This is a genomic window from Methanobrevibacter sp. UBA212, assembly GCF_905233225.1.
Taxonomy (GTDB): Archaea; Methanobacteriota; Methanobacteria; order Methanobacteriales; family Methanobacteriaceae; genus Methanocatella.
Window position 1 is genome coordinate 17,536 of sequence record NZ_CAJODJ010000015.1, and the last position, 23,307, is coordinate 40,842.

General features: G+C 34.9%; 20 protein-coding genes. 9 read left to right on the plus strand and 11 right to left on the minus strand.

Annotated elements, in window-relative coordinates:
* Positions 1-122: 122 nt before the first annotated feature.
* The 4 genes from QZ138_RS05125 to QZ138_RS05140 are packed head-to-tail and all read left to right on the plus strand — an operon-like array spanning position 123 to position 2,790.
* Positions 123-530 carry a translation initiation factor IF-2 subunit beta gene (locus QZ138_RS05125; RefSeq protein WP_292606299.1) on the plus strand — a complete coding sequence of 136 codons (408 nt, stop codon included), beginning with the start codon at positions 123-125 and terminating at the stop codon, positions 528-530.
* 33 nt (positions 531-563) lie between these two features.
* Positions 564-1,607 (plus strand): 60S ribosomal export protein NMD3, encoded by a 1,044-nt coding sequence (locus QZ138_RS05130; RefSeq protein WP_292887024.1) that lies wholly within the window; start codon positions 564-566, stop codon positions 1,605-1,607.
* Between the two features lie 8 nt (positions 1,608-1,615).
* Positions 1,616-2,578, plus strand: coding sequence for a tyrosine--tRNA ligase (locus tag QZ138_RS05135; RefSeq protein WP_292603682.1), 963 nt, complete (start codon positions 1,616-1,618; stop codon positions 2,576-2,578).
* Positions 2,578-2,790, plus strand: coding sequence for a hypothetical protein (locus QZ138_RS05140; protein WP_292603684.1), 213 nt, complete (start codon positions 2,578-2,580; stop codon positions 2,788-2,790). The genes QZ138_RS05135 and QZ138_RS05140 overlap by 1 nt, the downstream gene beginning before the upstream one ends.
* Positions 2,791-2,822: 32 nt before the next feature.
* Here QZ138_RS05140 and tmk read toward each other — a convergent pair whose 3' ends face one another.
* Complete coding sequence (gene tmk, locus QZ138_RS05145; RefSeq protein WP_292887027.1) at positions 2,823-3,401, minus strand: dTMP kinase; 579 nt, start codon at positions 3,399-3,401, stop codon at positions 2,823-2,825.
* 79 nt (positions 3,402-3,480) lie between these two features.
* On the opposite strand from tmk, the gene QZ138_RS05150 reads away from it, so the two are divergent.
* The 3 genes from QZ138_RS05150 (at position 3,481) to QZ138_RS05160 (ending at position 10,400) form a co-directional block, all read left to right on the plus strand.
* Entirely contained in the window at positions 3,481-5,985 is a 2,505-nt protein-coding gene (locus QZ138_RS05150) for a U32 family peptidase (protein WP_292887029.1), read from the plus strand.
* Entirely contained in the window at positions 5,982-8,396 is a 2,415-nt protein-coding gene (locus QZ138_RS05155) for a U32 family peptidase (protein ID WP_292887031.1), read from the plus strand. The genes QZ138_RS05150 and QZ138_RS05155 overlap by 4 nt, the downstream gene beginning before the upstream one ends.
* Before the next feature lie 78 nt (positions 8,397-8,474).
* On the plus strand, positions 8,475-10,400 hold the full coding sequence (locus tag QZ138_RS05160; RefSeq protein ID WP_292887034.1) for a helix-hairpin-helix domain-containing protein: 1,926 nt from the start codon (positions 8,475-8,477) through the stop codon (positions 10,398-10,400).
* A 50-nt stretch (positions 10,401-10,450) separates the two neighbouring features.
* Here the strand turns inward: QZ138_RS05160 and QZ138_RS05165 are convergent, their stop codons facing one another.
* From QZ138_RS05165 to QZ138_RS05210, 10 genes are all read right to left on the minus strand, one after another.
* Positions 10,451-11,824 (minus strand): MFS transporter, encoded by a 1,374-nt coding sequence (locus tag QZ138_RS05165; RefSeq protein ID WP_292887037.1) that lies wholly within the window; start codon positions 11,822-11,824, stop codon positions 10,451-10,453.
* A 514-nt stretch (positions 11,825-12,338) separates the two neighbouring features.
* Positions 12,339-13,274: an alpha/beta fold hydrolase gene (locus tag QZ138_RS05170; protein ID WP_292887041.1), complete on the minus strand. Its 936-nt coding sequence runs from the start codon at positions 13,272-13,274 to the stop codon at positions 12,339-12,341.
* A gap of 191 nt (positions 13,275-13,465) precedes the next feature.
* A complete protein-coding gene (locus QZ138_RS05175; RefSeq protein ID WP_292887043.1) occupies positions 13,466-14,539 on the minus strand; it encodes an acyltransferase in 1,074 nt (357 codons plus the stop codon).
* Between the two features lie 564 nt (positions 14,540-15,103).
* Entirely contained in the window at positions 15,104-15,571 is a 468-nt protein-coding gene (locus QZ138_RS05180) for an EFR1 family ferrodoxin (protein WP_292887045.1), read from the minus strand.
* Positions 15,562-15,861, minus strand: coding sequence for a hypothetical protein (locus QZ138_RS05185; protein WP_292887048.1), 300 nt, complete (start codon positions 15,859-15,861; stop codon positions 15,562-15,564). The genes QZ138_RS05180 and QZ138_RS05185 overlap by 10 nt, the downstream gene beginning before the upstream one ends.
* 28 nt (positions 15,862-15,889) lie before the next feature.
* Positions 15,890-16,663, minus strand: coding sequence for an MBL fold metallo-hydrolase (locus QZ138_RS05190; protein ID WP_292887051.1), 774 nt, complete (start codon positions 16,661-16,663; stop codon positions 15,890-15,892).
* Positions 16,653-17,132 (minus strand): bacterioferritin, encoded by a 480-nt coding sequence (locus QZ138_RS05195; protein WP_292887053.1) that lies wholly within the window; start codon positions 17,130-17,132, stop codon positions 16,653-16,655. The genes QZ138_RS05190 and QZ138_RS05195 overlap by 11 nt, the downstream gene beginning before the upstream one ends.
* 60 nt (positions 17,133-17,192) lie before the next feature.
* Entirely contained in the window at positions 17,193-17,654 is a 462-nt protein-coding gene (locus QZ138_RS05200) for a MarR family winged helix-turn-helix transcriptional regulator (protein ID WP_292887055.1), read from the minus strand.
* A gap of 100 nt (positions 17,655-17,754) precedes the next feature.
* Positions 17,755-18,441, minus strand: a complete 687-nt coding sequence (locus tag QZ138_RS05205) for a DUF447 domain-containing protein (RefSeq protein WP_292887058.1) — start codon at positions 18,439-18,441, stop codon at positions 17,755-17,757.
* A gap of 339 nt (positions 18,442-18,780) precedes the next feature.
* A complete protein-coding gene (locus QZ138_RS05210; protein ID WP_292887060.1) occupies positions 18,781-20,052 on the minus strand; it encodes an STAS domain-containing protein in 1,272 nt (423 codons plus the stop codon).
* A gap of 1,478 nt (positions 20,053-21,530) precedes the next feature.
* Here QZ138_RS05210 and QZ138_RS05215 point away from each other — a divergent pair.
* On the plus strand, positions 21,531-21,995 hold the full coding sequence (locus QZ138_RS05215) for an MATE family efflux transporter (protein ID WP_292887063.1): 465 nt from the start codon (positions 21,531-21,533) through the stop codon (positions 21,993-21,995).
* A 93-nt stretch (positions 21,996-22,088) separates the two neighbouring features.
* The gene (locus tag QZ138_RS05220) at positions 22,089-23,264 is read left to right on the plus strand and encodes an MATE family efflux transporter (protein ID WP_292887066.1); all 1,176 of its coding nucleotides are present in this window, start codon (positions 22,089-22,091) and stop codon (positions 23,262-23,264) included.
* Positions 23,265-23,307: the final 43 nt, after the last annotated feature.

Consider the following 23,307-nt stretch of genomic DNA (forward strand, 5'->3'; position numbering starts at 1 on the left):
ATTTTTTTTAAAAATTCAACCTGAATTTTTCATCCTCGCACCCGATTAGCAATACATTAATAAATGATTAAAACCATATTTAATATATTATACTTATACTAATTTTATAAGGAGAGATAATTATGGACAAATATGAAGATTTATTAGAAAGAGCAATAGACCAATTACCTCCTGAAGTATTTGAACACAAAAGATTCAAAATCCCTAAAGCTTATTCAGATATCCAAGGTAATAGAACATTCATTAAAAACTTTAAAGATGTTGCAGAAGGCTTGAACAGAGATCCACAACATTTATTGAAATTCTTGATGAGAGAATTAGGTACTGCAGGAAACATTGAAGGTCAAAGAGCAATCCTGCAAGGTAAATTCACCCATTACCTGATCAATGAAAGAATTGAAGACTATGTGGATAAATATGTAATTTGCCACGAATGCAACAGACCGGATACAAGAATTATCAGAGAAGGTAGAATATTCCTGCTTAAATGTGCTGCATGCGGTGCAACAGCACCTTTAAAAACATTATAATTCTACTTTTTTACTTATTTTTTTAAAGATACAATGTTTTGTCCAGAGTGCGGAAGTACAGATAAAGAAATGGTCGGAGATGTCTGCATAGACTGTTTTTTAAAAGAATTTCAAATGATCGACATTCCGAAAAGAATTGAAGTTCAGATATGCAGTCACTGTAACAGCAAACTCGAAGAAGGAAAATGGAGTGATGAATTCATTCCAGAAGAGGAAATCATTTACCGTGCACTTGAGAGAAACATTGAAATCGCCGATGAAGTGGAAAATGAAATAATCAACCTTGAAATAGACCAGATCAAGGGAACAATAGCCGACTGTTACGTTGAAGTTGTCGGGGAAGTGCGAGGAACACAGATAGATGAAACCCACGACTGTGAAGTCAAGATACTTAAAACCGTTTGTCCGACATGCAGCAAAATACAGTCAGGATATTATGAAACCGTAGTCCAGTTCAGGGCAGATTCAAGAGAAATAAAAGCCGAAGAGTATGCCAAAGCCGACGAGATTGTGGAAAGGACATTGCTGAAACAGTCAAAAAGCGACAAGCTGGCATATTGTCCTCAAATTGCAAAGTTGAAGGAAGGCTATGACTACTATATAGGCTCATTCAAATCAGGCCACAAGGTTGCAGAAGCTTTGAGCGAGGAGTTTGGAGGAATCATAAAGGAATCCCCAAGGCTTATAAGTGAAGACAAGTCCACCGGAAAGGGACTTTACAGGGTCTGGATTTCACTCAGAATTCCTGAATTTGAAATTGATGATTTCATAAGCTTTGAGGGTAAAATCCTTCAGGTGACCGGCATCGGCAAAAGCAGCGTTGTTGGAGTTGACATTTCAACAAGCAAAAAGCATAACATTCCAATGAAGAACATGGAAAACATCCGCCTCGTTAAAAAATCAGAGGACATTGAAACTACAACAGTCATTTCAAAATCTCCACAGTTCCTGCAGATTCTGGATCCAATCGACTATTCTGCATTGGACCTGAACATGAAAGAGGAATACGATGAATTGAATGTTGGCCAAGAAGTGAAACTTATTAGAATTGACAATAACGTTTATTTATTGATTTAAGTGATAAAATGAATATTGATGAAAAAATTCAATTGATTGAAGAAGGAACTCTGGAAGTTATAGACACAGAGGAATTAAAAGAAGTGCTTGAAAAAGAACAACCTATAGCTTATACCGGTTATGAACCTTCAGGCAAAATCCATTTGGGACATGCAGTAACCGTGCAGAAATTAAAGCAACTGCAGAAGCTAGGTTTCAAAATCAAAATCCTTTTAGCTGATTACCATGCATTCCTGAACGGAAAGGGAACAATTGAAGAAATTGCCGAAACCGCAGAATACAACAAGAAGTGTTTCCAGGCACTGGGCCTTGACGAAACCACAGAATTCGTTTTGGGATCCTCTTTTCAGTTAGAACCCGATTACACAGATAAAGTTTATCAGCTAGCCACCATGACCACCCTAAAAAGGGCTAGAAGAAGTATGGACCAGGTAAGCCGTGCAGACGACAACCCTAAAGTGGCCAGCGTAATCTATCCGATTATGCAGACAGTGGATATGGCCGCATTGGAAGTCGATGTTGCCCTTGGAGGAATGGAACAGAGAAAAATCCAGATGCTTGCACGTGAAAACCTGGAAAAAATTGGCGAAAACGTTCCGGTCTGCATTCACACCCCGTTATTGCACGGCCTTGACGGTGACGCAAAGATGTCTTCAAGCAAAGGAAACTACATTGCAGTGGACGATTCCGTTGAAACAATCAACAAAAAAATCAAGAAAAGCTTCTGTCCTCAGGGAGAAGTTGAAGGAAACCCTATGATTGAGATTGCAGAAACATTCGTATTCCCAAATCAGGATACTTTACTTATCAAAAGGCCTGAAAAGTTCGGCGGAGACATCGAGCTTACTCACGACGAGCTTATTAAAGACTTCAGTGAAGGCAACCTGCATCCGATGGATTTGAAAAATGGAATTAAAGACTTCTTAATTGAATTCTTTGCTCCTGTCAGAGAATTTATGGAGGAAAACTAATGGTAGAAGAAAAAGAAGAATTCGAAATGGGCATACCTAACGGCGTCGGCGAACAGATGCTTGCACATGCCTTTGAAAAATTCGACATCAAATTGGAACAAACCGAATTCGGCCCTAAAATCATCGGCGAATACGATGAGCTTGTAAAGGCAAGAGAATTTCTGGAAAATGCAATTCGCGAAAGACTAGAAGAACTTGAAGGGAAAAAATAGTTTTTCCCAAACTTATTTTTTATTGATTTCAGTTACGGGATGCAGTCAGGACATATTCCGAGATACGGCGCAACAGCCTTTTTAATGTCTGAAGACACCTTGTTTACACCATTTGTGGCATCAATTATCTCACAGGTGTAATCCTTGGAGAAATTCAGATAGTTTTCCCTGACCTTGGTTAGAAACGCCTCGTTTTCAAAGGTATCCTCGCCGGAGGTCCTTGCAACAGATGTCTTGACGTCCAGGTCAAGCAGAATCAGCAAATCGGGCCTTTTGGCATATTTGTTTAGAACCCCAACCCATTCTGCATTGTCCTGATAGGCCAAAGATGAAATGAATGACCTGTCTGAAATGATAATCTTTGATTCATCCGATAGCTTATCCATTATCATCATCCTGTCAGCGGCAAACAAAAGCGCCAGAAGGTTTTGGACATTGTCTGTCTGTGCATCGGGACGCTGCAAAATCCTGTGAATCAAATCCCCGACTTCAGACTCTGTCGGTTCCACTACCGTTTCAACCCTGAACCCGTTGGCTTCAAGCCAGTCCTTCAGCATTTGGATTTGGGTTGATTTACCTGCACCATCAATTCCTTCAAAAACAATATACATATGATAGAATATGTTTTAATTTAATATATAATTAATTACAAAGATATGAATGTATAAAAAATCAAGGTGTAATTATAAAATGGTTTTGGAAGAATTATTAGCTCCCGCAGGCTCACCTGAAGTGTTGACAATTGCAGTCAATGCAGGAGCCGATGCGGTTTACATTGCAGGGCAAAAATATGGTGCCAGGGCATACGCTAAAAACTTTAGCTTCGAAGAAATTGAAAAGGCTGTGAATTATGCTCATATGAACGGCAGCAAAATCCACGTGACAGTCAACACGCTGGTCAACAATTTTGAAATAGTCGATGTTTTGAAATATCTCTTTAAGCTATATCAGATTGGAGTGGATGCTGTCATCGTGCAGGATTTCGGACTGATCTGGCTTTTGAAGACATTCATTCCGGATTTGGAGGTTCATGCATCAACACAGATGGGCCTGAACAATTACTCATCAATCAAATGGGCTGCCAAAAACAATATAAAAAGGGTTGTGCTTCCAAGGGAGGTCACAATCGAGCAAATAAAGCAAACTACAGAACAGCTCAAAAAGGACAACATTGACATGGACATTGAAGTGTTCGGCCACGGGGCGCTGTGCTATTGTGTCAGCGGAAAATGTTACATGTCATCATACAACAGCGGAAGAAGCGGAAACCGTGGAGCCTGTGCCCAGCCATGCAGACGGGAATACCGCCTGAAATACAGAGGATACAATATAGGAAACGGATATCTCCTCTCAACACACGACCTTGCAACATACAACAATCTGAAAGCCATTGAGGATGCCGGAGTCAAATCCCTTAAGCTGGAAGGCAGAATGAAATCCGGAGACTATATAGGAACCATCGTAAACAGCTACAGGAATCTTATCGATGGAAATCCAGGAGACTACAAAAAGGACCTGCACCTTGTTTTCAACAGGCAATTCACAAACGGATACATGATGGGAGACAAGCCGGGAGACGTTATGGGCAGAGGCCATTCCGGCCATGAAGGACTCTACATCGGAGACATCACAAACATTGAGGACACCAAGGTTACAATCGAGATCAAAAACAAGGAAATACCTGTCATTCTGGAACCGGGAGACGGAATCGCCTTCAAATACAACGGCAAAATCAAGGGAATCTATCTTGAAAACATCATCAAGCAGGATGAAAATGAAATCATCATAGACACCACACGCCTTGTCAAGGTCGGAACCGAAGTGTTCATCAGCTATTCCAAATCCACTCACGATTACTTGAAACAGTTCGAAAAGGAGACAATCAAGAACAATGTGGCGATTAACCTGTCCCTGACATGGGATGAGAACCTAAATCTCTTCACAAAAGTCGAATACCGCGTTGACGGAGAGCTCATCAATTTCAGACACAAGACATTGGACAAGTTCGAAAAGGCCAAAAACAAGCCCGTTACAGAGGAAGTCATTGAAAAGCAGCTCAAGAAAACCGGAGGCACACCGTTTTACATTGATGAAATCAGATTCAACAACATGCCTAAAGACATCTTCATACCAATCCGTGAAATCAACCAGATCAGGCGTGAAATACTGGATACGGCAACCGAATTTCTAATGAACCACTACACTCCAACCAAAAAATCAGTGAAAGCGGTTCGAAAGAATCTGACCGAATTCATTGAGGAGTATGAAAGCTATCCGGGCAAAGCCAAAAGGAAAACTCCAAAACTGTCAATATTCATTGATGACATTTCACAAATCAAGGCAGCTTCCGGATTTGACCTTAAAAGAATTTACTTTGACGGAAACTGCCACTACAACAATCCTGACGACTACTTCAAAAACATAAAGGAAACCTTAAAGAGAGGAAGCCTTATGGCAGCACCTACAGAATTCGTTTGGGTTTTATCATCATTCATATCCGAAGAGGACGCCGTCAGATGCCAGGAAATAGTCAAGGAGCTTCAGGATGAAGGAATCATCATTTCAGTGATGGGAGATTTCCCTGCCATGAACGAAATATTTGACTGCTCAATCCATGGAAACCATAATTTAAATGTATGGAACAGCTTTTGCGTGCATAACCTGAACGCATCAGGATTCAAATCACTGATTCTCTCATCAGAGCTTTCAGGTGAAGAAATTAGGGAACTGGTATTGAGAAACCATGACAGAAACATTGACCTGGAGATGATAGTCAACGGAAACCTTGAAGTCATTGTGAGCAAGGACGACTTCACCAACTTAAATGACGGGAAAGACTTCATAATATCAAATGATGCGGATTATGCGACCCTGGAAGACAAAAAAAGGAAAAAATTCAAATATAAGATATTTTTCGACTACAACAGACAAAGCCACATCATCAACAAGGACTGCCTGTGCCTGATTGAGGAAATGAATGAAATCAAGGAATTGGGCCTTGATTCACTGATTCTGGATTGCAGATATTCAAATGAAAAGTACACTTCACAAATACTGTCAATTTATGCTGAAAGCCTTAAGAACAAGACACAGGAAGAATTAACCAAATATAAATACCGGATTATGGATTTCTCACAATCATACATCAACAAGGGAAATTATATTGAAGGAAGACTGCACGAGGACAAACGATGAGAATTCCAGAATTGCTTGCACCGGTCGGATCAAAAGACCACCTGAAAGTGGCGATAAATGCAGGAGCCAGTGCAGTATATCTTTCGGGAAAGAATTACGGAGCCCGAAAATTCGCAGACAACTTCACACTTGATGAGATTGAAGAGGCAATAGACACTGCACATATGCATAACGTCAGGGTTTACGTCACCGTGAACACCATAATCAAGGAAAGCGAACTTGAAAACGTCATGAATTACCTGTCCAAGTTATATTCGATGGGTGCCGATGCGGTTCTGGTGCAGGATTTAGGTCTGATTGAATTAATCAACAAACATTTACCTAACCTCAAGGTCCATGCATCAACACAGCTGACCTGTGAAAATCAGCTGAAGCTGAACTATCTTGAAGGCAAAGGAGTGAAAAGGGTTGTGCTTCCGCGTGAGATGAGAAAAGAGGAAATCAAAAATCTCAAGACCAATATGGAACTTGAAATATTTGTTCATGGAGCCTTGTGCTATTCATATTCAGGACAGTGCCTGATGAGCAGTTTCAAGGGCGGTCGAAGCGGAAACAGAGGAACATGTGCCCAGCCTTGCCGTCAGAAATACAGAATTTCTGGAATCAAACGGGAGGATTACTACCTGTCACCATGCGATTTGTCACTGTATGAGCATTTAAGGGAAATTGCGGAGGCAAACATTCGCTCGATTAAGATTGAAGGAAGGATGAGGTCCAAGGAATACCTTGCGATTGTCGTAAGCAATTACAGAAAGGCCCTCAACAAACTGAAAAGCGGAAAGACATCAACTTCCGAAGAAATAAGTTTGGTGTTCAATCGAGGATTCAGCGAAGGGCAATTTTCAAATACATCAAAAAGAAGCATACGGGCAGGCCATGTCGGCTTAAAGATAGGCAGAGTAATCAAAAGCGGCAAAAACCAGCTTGCAATACGGCTAAACGATTCTATAACAACAATTCCCGAAAGGGGTGATGGCCTGCTGATTGTCAAAAACGACAACGACTACGGTTTTGAAATATCACAGGACCCATTAATAACAACATTTAATCATTTCAAGAAAGGCAAAAACAAGCCGGTAAAAGATTTGACCCGAAAGGACAAGGTTCTGATTGTCAAAAAGGTATGGCAGAACAGGGATGCCGACTTTAACCTGAATGAATCCGAAGCGTATCTGACAAAAAGAAACAGATTGGCCAAAAAGGTTAAAGAGATTGAAAACAGTGGCTCAAGCTATGTCAAATCCAAACTGATATTGACATTTTCCCTTAAAAACAAGCTTCCCATCCTAAAAGGAAGGCTGACACTTGCCAACCGCAGGGAAATAACTGCAGAGGTGATTGGAAACACACCTTTCGAAAAGCCCCTTAAAAAAAGCGTCAGCACAGACACCATTAAAAAGCAGCTCATGAAACTTGACAAATACCCGTTTGAGATAACACAGATTAACATCAATTATGACGGGACACTGTTCATCCCGATAAGCAAGATAAATGAACTAAGAAGGAATTTGCTGGAAAAACTGGAAAATGAAACCATAAAATCATACAAGCACAAAAATAAAAGAGTCAAATTGGATGAAGAGAGAATCTCCTCAAAAGGAGAAGCAAACATTTCATTTTACACCAACAATCTGAATCATCTGAAAAATATCGAAGGAGTCCGAAGGGTTTATCTGGAGATTCCTCCACAGGACGATTCCCTGACTCTTAAGGATGAAAACTACAACCTCAACTACATGGTAAGCTTCATCAAGAATGCCGTGGAAATCTCATACGGCAAGGACTATGAGCTGATTTGGAAATGGCCCGACATCACCCATGACAAACTAATCCGGGCATTGAATAAAGTGCGGGGAATACTGAACAAGATGAACTTCTCCCTTCCAATTATGAGCGCCAATTTCAATGCGCAATATGGTCCATATTCAATGAATATTGCAAATAATGCCGGCATCAACAGCCTTGAAAACTATAAGATGGTGACAATTTCACCGGAACTTAGAAAACAGGACTATGAGGACATCATAACCTCCAGTCAAAATCCGGACAAGATTGAAATGCTGGTTCAGGGTTCCGTTGAGCTTATGAAGACAAGATATTCCATTTTGTATGGAAATGAAAATAAAAAGGATTATGAAAACTATCTGATTGACAGCAAAAACAACAGACATCCTATTCATAAAAGCATTTCAGGCGAAGAGCTGATCATCTTTGATGACAGCGAGCTTTCACTACTCGAAGAAATCAGTCACCTTAAAAATCTCGGATACTCTAATTTTTCAATTGACGGGCGATATAAAGATGATGAATACTGCAAAGTGATTAACATTTACATACAGGCATTGAATGGAAATATTGACAAAAAGGAACTTAAAAAATTCAGTCCCAAAAATACCGTTGCCAACTATTAATATTAGTTTTCAAATGCTCTCGGCAAAATCGAATATATATTAAAATATAGATTATGTATACAAAAGGGTTTGGTAAAAATGTGTGGAGAACGAATTACATTGCAAAACATTAAAGGGATAGGAGATAAAATCTCTGAAAAGATACTTAACAGCGTTGGAGGCGAAGAAGAACTCCAAAAAATAGTTGATAATGTTGATGTTGAAAAGATATCCTCAGTAGATGGCATCAGCCAAAGGAAAGCAGTTGAGATAATGAATCAGCTACTTGGCAATCCACAAGAGGATTTCATAAAAAGCGACAGGGCAATGGAGCTTTATGACGACATCATAAACAAGATTTTGGCTTATTCAAACACTTCATACTCTAAAAACAGAATATTGCTGCTTTCTCCTACAAAAGACATTGATAAAATAGACTCCAACCTTGATTTTGTAATGAATGCCAAAGAGCATGTTTCACAGCTTCCAATCATCAAATTGCGAGGCCTGATGAAAAACCTGAAAGAAGTTGAAGAGGCCAAACCCGAGTATGACCCCAGCAAAGCCATCATTGTCGAATCCGAAGAGGACAATTCCTATCTGACAGATTTGGGATTGAATCAATATTATCCAATTATTACCGCAAGCGATTCCCCGCTTCTTAAGGAAGAACTGATGAATTATGATTTGGTGTTTTATGTTTACTCACAGGGAATACTTGATTTTGAAGGAATGCCAAACCTTATAATGATTAATATCGATGAGAATGATTATGAAATCGTTCCGGAAAAGATAATTAATTTCTTTATTCAAAACAAGGATTTATTTTTAAGAGTTCATGAAATACAAAAGATCAGAAACAAGGACAGTGTTTTAGGGGAAATCATCCCAATTATTGATGAGCTGAATATTATTGATAAAAGGGAAGTGAATATTGAAGAACTTGTATTCTCTCTAAAAGATGATATGGATGACGAGCTTGAAAAATCCATAAAGAATGTAGATCTTGAAGGAGATGAAATACTCAACTTATTAAATAATAACTTCCCGCCAAAGATTAGCAAAATATTTGACGAAATTATCAATAAAAGGAAAGAAATTATTCGTGAAAAAACCGGATTAAGTTTTGACCCATACCTCAGGACATATCCGATTCAAATTGACGAAACTGAAATACAAAGGGTGACTCTTGAGCAGTCATCCAGAAAGGAAAACGATATTTTCGACATTAAGAAAAGTGCCGCAATTGAGCTGAACTCAATTAAAGAGCGCGCCATCAAAGAAGTCGAAGATACTATCAAATTCGACTATGAATTCAGTTTGGGCAGTTTTGCATATGAATACGGATTATGCAGACCGGAATTTTGCGAAGAAATGAAACTGAAAGGAGCATTACACCTGGAACTGGCACTTGAAAAGGACAAGGACTATGTTCAAAAAGTGGATTATCAATTAACCCCTGAAGAAAACATTGCACTTCTAACAGGAGCAAACAGTGGAGGAAAAACAACATTGCTGGAAACCCTAACACAGATTTCCCTCATGGCACAAATGGGCCTTCCTGTAAGTGCCGACAGCGCCGAGATAAAATTATTTGATGAAATATATCATTTCTCAAAGAAAAGATCTCTTGATGCAGGAGCATTCGAATCATTCTTAAATGTGTTCATACCAATCGTCACCACAAATAGTGAAAAGTTAGTATTATTAGATGAACTCGAAGGAATAACAGAACTCGATGCAGCCGTCAAAATCATATCCACATTCATCGATATGATTAAGGAATCCAATTCTTACGGTGTGATTGTCACTCATATGGCAAGGGAACTGATGAATTACACCAACATTCGCGTAGATGGTATTGAAGCAAAAGGATTAGATGAAAACTATAATCTGATTGTTGACAGAACCCCAAAAATGAATTTCCTTGCAAAAAGTACACCGGAATTAATTCTAAAAAGAATATATGAAAAATCAGATGATGATTTAAAAGCTGTATATGCTAGAATTTTAGAAAAATTCTAATCCATATACTACTTTTTGCTATTTTAAAATGATTTTTGCCGGATAATATGCTAAATATCCTGTGAAACATATCTAACTCTACTTAAAACCAATAAGATTATTGAAGACAAACCCAACAATATAACTATACCCAGCATTATTTTGGATGAAGTTAAAAATGAATGAATATTCTTATTCAGGGTATTTGAAGCTCCTAAGACAAAACCACATATTATGGAAAACAATGACAGACTAACGCTTTTTCCAACATCTTTGCTTGTGGACAACATTGCTGATGCATCAGCCAGGTCCTTTTTATCCACAATCGTCAATACAAAACGGTTGTTTGGCGATGAAAACAATCCATGCCCGATTCCTTGAAGGACACATGCAATCAAGAGAACGTAAAGCGGCAGGCAGTCCATGAAAAATAGAATGACCACATCCACCAGAATAAATGTTAATGCAATTGATGAAATTGTGCGCTCATCCCTTTTATCAGACAGTTTTCCGGCAAATGATGAAACCAGCACCACAGCAATCGGAGTTGCAAGTAAGAACAGTCCTGCAAAACGAGAATCGTATCCTAAAGCATTCTGTAAATAGAAATTCAATATGTATGATGCTATGAACGTCATGAAATACATTACAAATGCCGAATAATTACCTAAAACATATTGAAAATTTTTTAAAAGTCCCAAATCATAGACGGGAGGTTTCTTACTCTTTTCATATCTTAAGAATACGATTAGAATGATGGCGCTTAATATCAATACGAAAATATTGTTGTTGTCCAATTTCACAATACCATATAAAAAGAGCCCCATGAAAAGAGCATACAAAATGGAACCGACATGGTCTATCTCTCTAACGTCCTCAGTATGCCATTCCTTATTTAATTTGATTAATATTCCTAGCGTAATGGCATATACCGGAATCAATATCAGGAACACCGCTCGCCATGAGAAGTAATAAACAACCATTCCGGATACTGTATTTGATAAACATAATCCTATATACCCGCAGGAACCCATTATTCCCAGGGCATAGCCCAGCTTGTCTGAAGGAAGCTGTACTGCAACAATAACATACATTGCCCCATTAATTATGGCTGTTGCAACTCCCTGAATGACTCGAGAAATCAGAAGGGTGTTAATATCTGTTGAACAGGCTGAAAGCAATAGCCCTACGCCCATCAATACAATACTGCCTTTGAGGTATTTTCCAATCCCGTATTTTGAAACATATTTTCCGAGAGGAAGCATCAGTGATACTGACGTTATCAAAAAAACTAAATTGATGGCATTTAACATTTCCACATTTAAATTCAAATCCACTTCTATTGTGGGGAGTGCCACCGTAACCATATTGGCTATGAATTGGACACAAAATAAAAGCAAGCATCCAAGAACAATAACCCATTTGTTTTCAACTTCTTTTTTCATAGATAATTAAATGTTAGGCACAATCCATATTTATAGTCTTTTGATTAATGCCTTAATTTCATATTCTAATCTTACAGTATCCTTATATCAGTATTTGACAAATTTTCAATGACGGTTTCTACATGACTTCATTATAACTCCACCCTTGCAGCCATTTTGCACAATAAGAAGAACACGAAGCCACACAAAAGGATCATCAATATCAGCTCACCGGTATCGCCACTGCGAGCAACAGAAGCAAATACAATAGTTTTGATTGTGTTTTATGCCATACATCCACTCGAACTGATTAATCAATATTATTGAAAATATGGCTAAATTATACAAAAAATATTTACTGCTTTTAACTTAACATGCATCAAATACACTCCATTTTTAACATCAACATTCAAAGTTTGTTTTTTTAAAATATTCCAGATTAACAAAGCAAAAATAGGTGAAAACTTTGAAAAAATTAAAAGGATGTAATAACTAATGCTTAAGATATTAATTGACAAATTGACCTAAATCTTACTCATTTTACAGTTTCAATTACACTTTTTACAAACTCTTTTTTCTTTTCAATATGGATTCCGTGGCCGCAGTTGAAATATTCCACCCTAATATTTTTGATTAGGTCTGTTACCTGTTGAAGATCTTCATCAGTCAGGGCCCCCATAATAATACCATCATCCCCAATTTTGGTATTTGCCTTCATGAATAATGTTCTGCAGGTTATTTCTGAAAGTAGTTTGCTGTAATTGATGTTGCAGTTGAATGTGTCATTGTAGAAGTTCTCTCCGAAGTAAGGATCATATTGCTCCATTCCGTTGAATGCTTCTAGGAATTTTTTAGGCCAAAATCTGATTTTCAGTGGCTTGTCAGGATGTTTTTTCCTATATTTCAGTGCAGATTTTCCAGATTTGTTTCTGATTTTTTCCCTTGAATTTTCAGGAAAGAAATTCCACATGTACTGATTCATGAAGTAATAGTACACAAAATCCTCTTCTTCATCTTGATTGATGAAATTGTGACAAATCGTTGAAAGGTCATTGTAGTTGTAGTAATTGAACCTTTTTTCACCTACGCTTGAAAAAAGTGGAGGGTCTTCAAGTATCAGATTATCGCAAAGATTTGATTTTGAAGCGATATAACAGGCAATGAGCCCTCCGGAGGAATGGCCCAATATAGATATTTTTTCATCAGTTTTATGCCGAATAAATTCGATTAAATCATCGCCCTGGCTGATTATATTATATTTTTCCTTGTTATGGGAACTTTTCCCATGCCCATAGCAATCAATTATAATTAAATGGAATTTTTTGGACAATTCCTTGATTACACCGGAATAGCTACTTGAGTTTGCACTTTGGGCATGTATTATCAATAGTATGGGATTGTTGCTGTCAGCTTCATAATAGTTGATTATGTTATTGTCATGTGTTTTGTATTGGTAATTTTCAAGTTTCATTTTCATTTACCTCAGGGTTTAATATTATTTGCTTTTTTGAATCTGAAGATTATCATATATTGCATTCAAATGTTTATTTAGAAACTCTATTTTTTTATATCAAAAATTATTACATTAACACCTTTTTCAATTGTTTTGTCAGATAATCACCTATTCAATATATTGAATGATACGATTATCATCAATTACTGTTAACCGCCGATTTTTTGAATTGGAATTTTATTGACTAAAGCCATTTTCAGTTTATTCTGAATCCATACTGCAATGAATATTGAAGGATATGACAATATCCAAAGACACAGAATAGTTAAATAAACATTTGTTCCTATTAACGGATTAAGTAAAAGGAAATAAATTTGCATAAACGGACAATTCAGCAGATAAATATTCATGGAATGAGATTCACAAAAATTATAAAATCTTGACTGATTGAGCTTATCAGAAAAGGAAGTTCTTGAAACTGCCATGAATATGAAATAAAACAATAATGCACCTGAAATCTGCTCAATATAAGAAACTACAGTATTATCAATATTTAAATAAACGAATAACCCCAATACTGCAAACAGAGCTAATGAGATTATGCAGTATATTTTTAAATTCCATTTCTCAATTTTTTCATTGAAATGATATAATAAAATTCCAATAAAAAAAACAACTAAGAAAGGACCGGATTCTGCTATACAATAATAATGAATATCTGCTAAAAATAATTCAACGCATACTGCAGCAATAACTGATAGAGCACTAGCCACAATCAATTTTTTTCCATCCAAAAGATTTCTTATAATTATGAAAAATAATGTTGCCCAGAACAATGGCAATAAAAACCATAAATGATCCGTAAAAAGTCCCATACACATTGCTAGAAAACCGCTTACAAAATCAGTATGTAAAGGGCGACCCATAGTAGGTATATCGAAAAAGGTATATAACGGAACAAGCCAAAGTGCACCATATATAAAATAAGGCCCTATTAATCTTTTAACTTTATTTTTAAGCATCTTCCATCTACTACGGGGATGATTTCTTGTAGACAAAAGAAATAGAAATCCGGAGCATAAAGCTAAAGAAGGCACTAAACAGGCACCAAGAAATGCGGATAATGCAATTACACCTGGTGAAGCAATGCCTGCATTTAATGGCCAGACAATAGTTGGATTTCTATAAAAAAGCATACAATGATAAAAAATAACCAATAGAATAGCAAATGTTTTTGTTTCAGATATGGCGATATTTTTTGTATACTTATTTGATTTACCCATATATTATAATTGGGACTGTTCATTATTTAAATTTAGTCTTTATTTAAGCATGGGGCGGTCAACGGTTGTGTTGCAATTTTACAAAAATACCTCAAACAATTTTTTAAAGAAAACAAAATAATAACAATTATAATAATGAAATGTTTGACATGAATTTTTCATATCTGCGTATTCTTCAGAAATAACTGCTGTTGTGCCGGAAATACAGTTTTTCACATTTTCTTTTTTGCCATTCTAAATGTTTTTTAATATTATTTTTAAAAGTATTATAAGAATTTTTTTATAAATAGAAGAATAAATAATGAATAATTAAACTATCACAAGACCCAATATAAGTTTAAAACAAAAAAAAGCAATTATAAGACCCTAACAAATAATACAAAGTCCATAAACCATTGTAAAAGTTTGTTGCCCGTATACTATGCAAAATATAATGTACTTATAGCTCCTACACTAAAATATTTAATTTTTAATACTTAAAAACACCGCAATACACATAATATTTTAAAGGGATTTTGCCCATATACAATACAAAATATAATGTAATTTTAGTTTTGAATTGTACTATTTAATATTATTGCTCTTTATTATTTCAGCAACTTTAATATTAGGATTGAGATATCTTTCATCAGGATTGGCTTCCTGATTTAAATTTAAAACATTGTTCTTGCAGTGATGAACACAACCTAGACAGAATTCACAATTGTCTCCCAGAACAGGTTTTCCTTCCGTTAATTCAATGTTGCCCCTTGGACATACTTTTGTACATATCTGGCAATTGGAACATTCCTTGTCGACAACAATCTTGAATTTTTTAGACATTGTGGATTCCAAGACTTTTTCAATGAATGGCACAGTAGTAAACATCTTTTTAGAAAGTTTAAATTCTTTTTTCATCAAAATATCATCTTTGATAATACTGATTGCATTTAAAATATCATTTTCATCTTTGATTTCCTTTTCCTTAGCCATGTCAAACATAGGCAGGTAATTGTCCACCATCAAAACGGAATTTGTATAGTTTACTGCCATCCCCTTTTTTCTAATGTTTTAGTCATTATCCTTAAGGCATTCTGGTCACCGTCGGATCCATAAGATGCAATTAAAAACAGATAGTCAGTAGTAATATTGACTTTTTTGAGATATTCCCTCAGAATTTTAGGCGATGTTGCATAATATACTGGAAAAACAATGCCCACCACATCATCTTCAATGTCAAAGATGTTGTCATTAACCAATTGTGGAATGCTTAAAAGTTCTCCACCCAAATTCTGTGCAATATACAAGTTGTTTCCGGTGGATGTGAAATACAATATTTTCATTTTAACCAAAAAAAGTAAAAAAAAGCATTTATTTTGGATAAATGCTTTCTGGAGGATTTTCCAAATCAATGACACTTTTATTTTCAAGGTTTTCATGACCTAACGGAGTGTGTGTAGACAGATATACTGTAGGCTGATTTTTGACAAATTCCCTGACATTGTCAAGGGTTTCCCTTGCTTTTTCGATATCTTCAAAAACAACTGACAACTTGTTTGCATACAATGCCTCATCAGTATATGTGACATCACCGTGGAACATGTAGAATAAATCATCGTTCTTTGCAATTACAATGCTGTTGCCTGTAGTGTGGCCGATTGCTTCAATTAAATATACATCATCCACTATTTTTTGTGACTTTTCAAAGTTATAGAAAGGGCCGTCATCAAATTCGACAGGCACAATGTTGTCGCCTTCGAAATTCAATTCCTCAGCTTCAGTTTTAGAGAGGTATACCTTAGCATTAGGAAATTGCCTTATCTCTCCGGTATGGTCGGCATGCTTATGAGTAATCAGTATTTTGGTTACATCATCCTTGTCATATCCCATCTCTTTAAGGGCAGAAAGATAATCTGAAATCCTTGTACCCATGGACAGTGGAGTATTCTCATCCACTTCCTGAGGAGGCATCTCTGAAGGCATGTCAGTATCAATCAATATCACATCATCGCCTGTGTCAATCAAATAATTCTGAATGCTTGATCTGTATTTGATTGATGCATCAAATTCTCCGCCTTCACCGCCAAAGGCAAAGGCTTGTGTCATGAAACCGTTTTCATATGTTTTTACTGCTTTAATTTCCATTTTGATCATTTATTAATAATTGTGTTAAATAATTCTGTTTGCCAATCATTTTTACAAGGTCCAATTGCTGTTCGCTCCAGTACATATCCTCTTCTTCGTCTTTAAGGTAGACCTTCATCAAATCATAGGTTGTTGCATCAAAAATGCCTGAGTCCATGACTTCATTTAAAAATGCAATTCCTTCCACAGACACATTGTAATCCGCTTCAATGAATTCAATTATGTCAGTGTATATTGGTTTAGCTTCTTGAGCCTCCTGCTTTATTTCACCGCCCAAATCCAATATGCGGTCCATGAATTGTTCTACAAAGTCCATTTCTTCTGTTGCATGTGTTGCATACTTATCACCAAGGGATTGAAATCCCAATCCTGCAAATACCTTGGATTGGATTCTGTGTCCAAAGGAATTTGCTGATAATCCAGTTACAATTGCCTGCAGTACTTCAATAGTTTTTTCTTTATCGGCCATAATATCACCATTCAAAGACTTAAGTAACTTAAGTCATTATATGACCTTATATTAAAACGACTATTTAAATTGTTCTAATGAGTCAATTGTTTTTTGAGAATAGTCATAAATCATCTTTTTGAACTTTTCAACATCTTCAGGAGAATAATCTTTAAAGAAATTCCCCTCCCACTCATACATTTCCTTTATTAGTTTAAATACTATTATTTTACCCTCATTAGTTAGGTTAAGAATCTTACGGCTTTTGTTTTTTTCATCAGGATTTCTTGTAATAAATCCATTTTTTTCCAATTTTTTAATAATTTGAGTGACATTTGACTCTGAAACAAAAAGCAATTCCGATAAATCCTTTTGGGAGCAATTGGGATTATAAAAAATGTTCATCAGATAAGTAACATCAACAGGAGCAAGATTTTCATAATTCTCAATCAAATACTCCCTGTGAAGAATGTGAATATAATCAACATAAAGAATAAGCGGAGTAAAATTAATCCTTTCATCTTCAAAATTTAAACGAGACATTCATTTCACCATATACATTACTTATTAAAAGAATTATTGATAAATTTAGCCTATATACTATACAAAATATTTGATAATTTTAGCTCCACACATACAGGCCTTATTCAACATCAAAACCCTTTTTTATCATGCTGTTTTTAAGAATTTCCATTGCTTTTATCGTATCCTGTCCTGAAACCCTCTTAATCATGCGATTGTTTTCATTAAACCTTCCGATAAAATAATCCTGCTGTTCCTTACTTACTAAGTCCAGTCGAGTATAGTTTGTAAGGCATTCGAGAAGGGCGAATACACCTCGGTTTAAAGCCTTTGCACACGGATGATTTTTGACAATTTCTACAACATCACTGCTTATGATATAAGCTTCCCCATTTGATGTTACATGGTCCTTAATCGGATCCATTTTTCTAATGTCTGTAACATCACAAATGACATATGCTTCTGCATTTTTCAATATTGCCAAGTCATCATCATCTGTAAACTCTTCAATATCCAGGTTTCCGATTGTTGAATTTACAAAATTTATAGGGTCAAAAGTGATATTTACAACATATCTGCGTGTTTCCATAATATTTTTCAGGGTTTGGGTGCCGACAAATAATCTGCATCCAAGTTTGTCTTTGCCTTTGCATACAATTCCTATTGGCGCTGCATTTTTTACACCGTCCTTGCTCATGGTAGTGTAAATCCCTTCATATTTCTGTCCTTCTTCAATTCCGATATCTGTCAAATCAATACCCATTCTATCATCCTTATTAGTTACATCTTCAATATAATGTCTATTCATTAATCTAATTAAAAATTATTGTCAAAACATTTTAAAATTCACACCAAAAAAATAGTTTTATTTTTTTAATGTATTAAGAAATGTTGATGTTTAGTATTAACCAACACCATACATAATATAAGCACCCTCCTAAAAAAAGCAATAAAAAATAATTATTAAAAAAAACTCTTTTTATGGAAATAAGAATGAATAATGATTGATTAATCCATTTAATAACCAATAGCAAGTTATTACGTGCTGAAATAAATATTTAAGTTTAATAGATATTATAAAAGGCCATGAATCATTTAAAAATCTTGTGGCGCGTATACTCTAGAAAATATAATGTACTTTTAGCTCTTACAGTATTTTTATATCAGTATTTGATAAATCTCCAATAACAGTTTCATTACATGACTTCATTATAACCCCATCCTCACAGTCATTTTGCATAATAAGAAGAACACGTAGCCCTGCAGAGGACACATATTCTAGTTTAGAACAGTCAATAAACACACTGTTGAGAGTATTATCTTTCTTAATCTTCTCATAATTAGCAAGAAGCTCAGGTGCACTCAATGTATCAAGATTTCCTGACAAAACCAAATTAAGCCTGTCACCATCAATTGATGCATCCGCATTAAATGACTCTGCCCCGGCATCAGAAATGTCAACATTAACTGATTCATCAACTGTAATCTTCCAGATACAAACTCTCTTAAAACCTTCCCTAATCTGAGCTGCAATCTTAGGATTTGCCTTTTCTAAACTTTTAAACTCAGGCACATGGTCAGCATACGGAAGCCTCTCCAACTTAAATCCCTTGGATTTAATATAATTCATTGCATTCTTCATATTTTCCTGAACATCACCTCGGACGCTAATGGTTATTGTATTTTCTATAGCATTTACATCAGATTTGTCATCTATTCTATACTTAGACTGCCACATAATCTCCCGTGTTCGCTCCCCATAGAATGATTTTACTATCAAAAGGTAGAGAAGAGACATCTCAGGGTCAAGAGTAATCCAATATCCACCATGCTCTGCAAGAATCTTTTTAATATTGTCACACAGGACATCCATCTCGGAATCTGTAAGATACATCAGGAGTCCTTCTGTTGTTATACATACCTCCCCCTCAATCTTATCAAATGCAGACTTAAGCGATTGATAATTAGTTGCATCTACACCCTCGAAATTAACAAGTTTTTTCTGTTCTTCATCTAGAAGTGACATAATAGCCGGTTCAACTTCATTAATGGTTGCGGGAAGATCCATTCCAACAAATTTCCTGCCACTTTTTGCAAATTCAATGGCTCTAGGTGTGAAACCACATGGCAAGTCAACTTCAGTAAAACCTGATTCTTTAGCTATTTTTCCATTAGTAACATATCTTACTTCCATAACCACACTGTTAATGAAAAGGTCATCTTCATCGGCCTTAACTGTTTTACTATCTTGTGTATCTTCCCGAGTAAGATTCAACTTTTGAGCTATATCCTTGGCATCATCATGACCTGCAGCAGCCAATTGAAAAAGAGTCATTCTGGCAGTGTTAAATATAGGATTTGTTCTTTCCAATAATTCTTGGTCAAGTTCTATTCCTTCAAAATTAATCATATTATTCATAATATCCCTATTATACAAATATTCCGCCAAATATCATTTAAAAGAAAAAAATGAATTTAATACCCATATTATCCATTTTTATTTAATATAATTTTATTTTAGTAGTTAGTATATTAAAAAGGTAATCTATTTTTGATGAAATTGAACAACCTCACCTTATAGAAGGTGAGGATTCATAGATTTTGTTTTTTGCTCAATGGGTTAATTGAGTCTTTTCTAGGCAATCCTAGTGGAACCCTCGGTTCAATCATTATGTGATTGTTATATAGTAATTTAATTACAATAATATTTAATTTTAAAGAGAGAGCATTTGAAAAGTACTCTCAATTCCATTTATGCAATTCATCCACGACCCTGAAGAGGTCATGGTATTCTTGCATTATTTAGATAAAAACAACACCAACCATATATCATATTACTATTTTTAAAATTAGATATTTTGTCTTAAAACTATTAAAATTTCTTATTTTTAAAAATGAGCAATGATTTCATAAAATTATAATTGTTTTAGGAACATGGATTAATACACAACATTGACATTCACTATTACTTATTCAAAACTACATTATTGAAACTCTTTCATATATATTCTATTTTAAAATCAGATTTTATTTACAATATTGCATCCGTTAATGTTAATGTCAAATCATTAAATCGAATCTAAAAAAGTAGCTATTGTAGATAACTGTATGATTTATCATAGGTGTTACAGCATGTGAAACTGCACTTAACTCTATCAAAGACACACTTTTCTCTGCCACTGCAGAATATTATGGCCGGATGAAAAATGGAAATTCTGTTAATTACCATGGATAATTTGTAAAATAAGTGTAATTAATTAGATTAGCAGTTTAAGGAGTATTAAATGCAAGTGTTAAGTTGATAATGAAATTTTTAAAATAAAGGTGTCCGATAAAATTAAATTTAGGTTGACTTGTTGATTTTTTTAAAATATAGTTACATCGAGTTTAATTGATTTAGTGAAGGTACTTCCCAATAATCTTCTAAATTTTACATTTTAGCGTAATGAAAAACATTATTCCAAGAATAATATGTTGGTGTAGTTGCATTCATGATAAATAAGATTACATACCAAAGGCCATATGTATATTGTCCTTAGATAAATCATTTCATAATATCATCTAGAGAAATATATAACAATTCAACTAGATTGCACCATTTTTAATTTTAATAATTGTTTTTAGCATAGGCGCAATATTACCATGTTATATCTTGAAAAAAGTGAAACCCCATTATACTATTTTTTATTATAAAAAATAGAACTTATTTAATAAAATAAATTATTTAAAAGATTTTGCCTGTATACTATAAAAAATAGTTACTACTTTATCTGCGATACCCTAATATTTGACTCAATACCATATAAATTTTAAACTACATGTTTCAAACATCACATCCTCCCCTTATTAGAAACATAATGTGAAACATATTTATATTAAATAAAAATAAAATTTTTAATGATGAATGAGAGAATTGACATGGTTTCACTGCCTAAAAAATCATTTTGGCAATTAAGCATACCAATAATCGCTTTTTGTATTTTTGATGCAATTTATGGTATTGTCGATATGGCCTGGATATCACAAATAAGCGTTCATGCTTCTTTTGCAGTAGGTGTTTCAATACCTTTTGTCTCTCTTATATTTTCATTCGGCGATTCAATTGGGCAAGGAGCAAATTCTCTGATGTCTCGTTTTATGGGAATTGATGATTATGAAAGTGCATACAATACATTAATTCATGGAATAATTCTAACAAATATAATATGGATTTTTATAGTAATATGCGCTTTATTCGCTCAGGGAATATTATACAGTGTAGACCAGGCAGACTCATATATTTTAATTTGGGATTATTTAATTCCAATTATAGCTTTTGCATATATATTCATGTTTGTTAATTTTTTCTCTGAAACTTTATAGGCAGAAGGAAATTCGAGAATACCAACCATATTCATAATTTCATCAAATGTTTTAAATATAATATTGGATCCTATTTTTATTTTTAATTTGAATTTGGGAGTTAAAGGAGCGTCATATGCCACTGTTTTATCTTCACTAATTCCTTTTATTGTTTTTGTATTTCTATATTTGACTAGAAGAACAAAAATTCCATTATCTAGAAAATACTTTAAATTCCGCATGTATATACTTGTTGAAATTTTCAAAGTCGCATTTCCTAATTTCTTGGATGATGGATTATGGGCTTTCTCATCATCATTTATTAATGGCATATTAACAATAACAATGGGACCTATTGGACCAGTACTTTATTCCGCATCAAATAAACTTAAAAATTTATTGAGTGCACCTGTTAAGGGTTATGGTAGGGCATTAATGAGTGTTACAGGACATTTATTCGGTGCACATGAATTCGATGAATTAAATGAAATGTATAAATATACACTTAAAGTATCTCTTATAACAACAGTTGTAGTGATGACAGCATTCATAATTTTACGCGATTTAGCATTCAGCTTTTTTTCAATTACGGGAATGCAAACAGAAATATATTGGATATCGATTTTGGGAACAGTCATAATGCTTTCAATTCCATTTTCCATTATTTCTTCAAAAATGTTAGATGGTTTTGGAAAAAGTATGTATTCACTGTTATTCACTTGTATCAAAATTGGATTGATAACCTGTTTAATATATGTATTGAATAATATGCTGTCTAATGGCAGCTGTGTCCTTATTGGAATAACAATTGCTGAAATAATATTCGCAATTGTATATTATGTATTCTTAAGATACTTGTTAAATAATTTTGATGAAAAATATGAAAATAAAGAAGTCGTTAAAACGTTCAAATCTGATAATGAACTCGAATTTTTGAAAGAAGATGCAAAAATCAAAGATAATGGGGCGAAAAAAAATAAGACTCTAAAAAAAATACTGTTAAATATAGCATTAATAACCCTGATAATTGGAGTAATATGGATTGTGCTTTCACCTATTTCAGTTAATAATTATCCTATATTCATATGTGGAATAATTTGTTTAGCTATCTGTACAGTCAGCATCTATCTAATAACAAGATTAAATCGACCAATAATTTCTTTATTTGGATTTATTGTCTCTGCCGTCATACTTTTCACATTCATGCATAGTCATGGTAATGAATCCATTCTTTGGTTTATCCTTGCTGAGATTTTTATAGTGTTTATTATCATAATTCTAAAACGTTGATCTGACACGGTCACAACACATATCAATTGATGTGAAAAAAATA

Coding starts and splice junctions, on each gene's coding strand:
- QZ138_RS05125 (WP_292606299.1), top strand. CDS start 123: ATGGACAAATATGAAGATTTATTAGAAAGAGCAATAGACCAATTACCT.
- QZ138_RS05130 (WP_292887024.1), top strand. CDS start 564: ATGTTTTGTCCAGAGTGCGGAAGTACAGATAAAGAAATGGTCGGAGAT.
- QZ138_RS05135 (WP_292603682.1), top strand. CDS start 1,616: ATGAATATTGATGAAAAAATTCAATTGATTGAAGAAGGAACTCTGGAA.
- QZ138_RS05140 (WP_292603684.1), top strand. CDS start 2,578: ATGGTAGAAGAAAAAGAAGAATTCGAAATGGGCATACCTAACGGCGTC.
- tmk (WP_292887027.1), bottom strand. CDS start 3,401: ATGTATATTGTTTTTGAAGGAATTGATGGTGCAGGTAAATCAACCCAA.
- QZ138_RS05150 (WP_292887029.1), top strand. CDS start 3,481: ATGGTTTTGGAAGAATTATTAGCTCCCGCAGGCTCACCTGAAGTGTTG.
- QZ138_RS05155 (WP_292887031.1), top strand. CDS start 5,982: ATGAGAATTCCAGAATTGCTTGCACCGGTCGGATCAAAAGACCACCTG.
- QZ138_RS05160 (WP_292887034.1), top strand. CDS start 8,475: ATGTGTGGAGAACGAATTACATTGCAAAACATTAAAGGGATAGGAGAT.
- QZ138_RS05165 (WP_292887037.1), bottom strand. CDS start 11,824: ATGAAAAAAGAAGTTGAAAACAAATGGGTTATTGTTCTTGGATGCTTG.
- QZ138_RS05170 (WP_292887041.1), bottom strand. CDS start 13,274: ATGAAACTTGAAAATTACCAATACAAAACACATGACAATAACATAATC.
- QZ138_RS05175 (WP_292887043.1), bottom strand. CDS start 14,539: ATGGGTAAATCAAATAAGTATACAAAAAATATCGCCATATCTGAAACA.
- QZ138_RS05180 (WP_292887045.1), bottom strand. CDS start 15,571: ATGGCAGTAAACTATACAAATTCCGTTTTGATGGTGGACAATTACCTG.
- QZ138_RS05185 (WP_292887048.1), bottom strand. CDS start 15,861: ATGAAAATATTGTATTTCACATCCACCGGAAACAACTTGTATATTGCA.
- QZ138_RS05190 (WP_292887051.1), bottom strand. CDS start 16,663: ATGGAAATTAAAGCAGTAAAAACATATGAAAACGGTTTCATGACACAA.
- QZ138_RS05195 (WP_292887053.1), bottom strand. CDS start 17,132: ATGGCCGATAAAGAAAAAACTATTGAAGTACTGCAGGCAATTGTAACT.
- QZ138_RS05200 (WP_292887055.1), bottom strand. CDS start 17,654: ATGTCTCGTTTAAATTTTGAAGATGAAAGGATTAATTTTACTCCGCTT.
- QZ138_RS05205 (WP_292887058.1), bottom strand. CDS start 18,441: ATGAATAGACATTATATTGAAGATGTAACTAATAAGGATGATAGAATG.
- QZ138_RS05210 (WP_292887060.1), bottom strand. CDS start 20,052: ATGAATAATATGATTAATTTTGAAGGAATAGAACTTGACCAAGAATTA.
- QZ138_RS05215 (WP_292887063.1), top strand. CDS start 21,531: ATGATGAATGAGAGAATTGACATGGTTTCACTGCCTAAAAAATCATTT.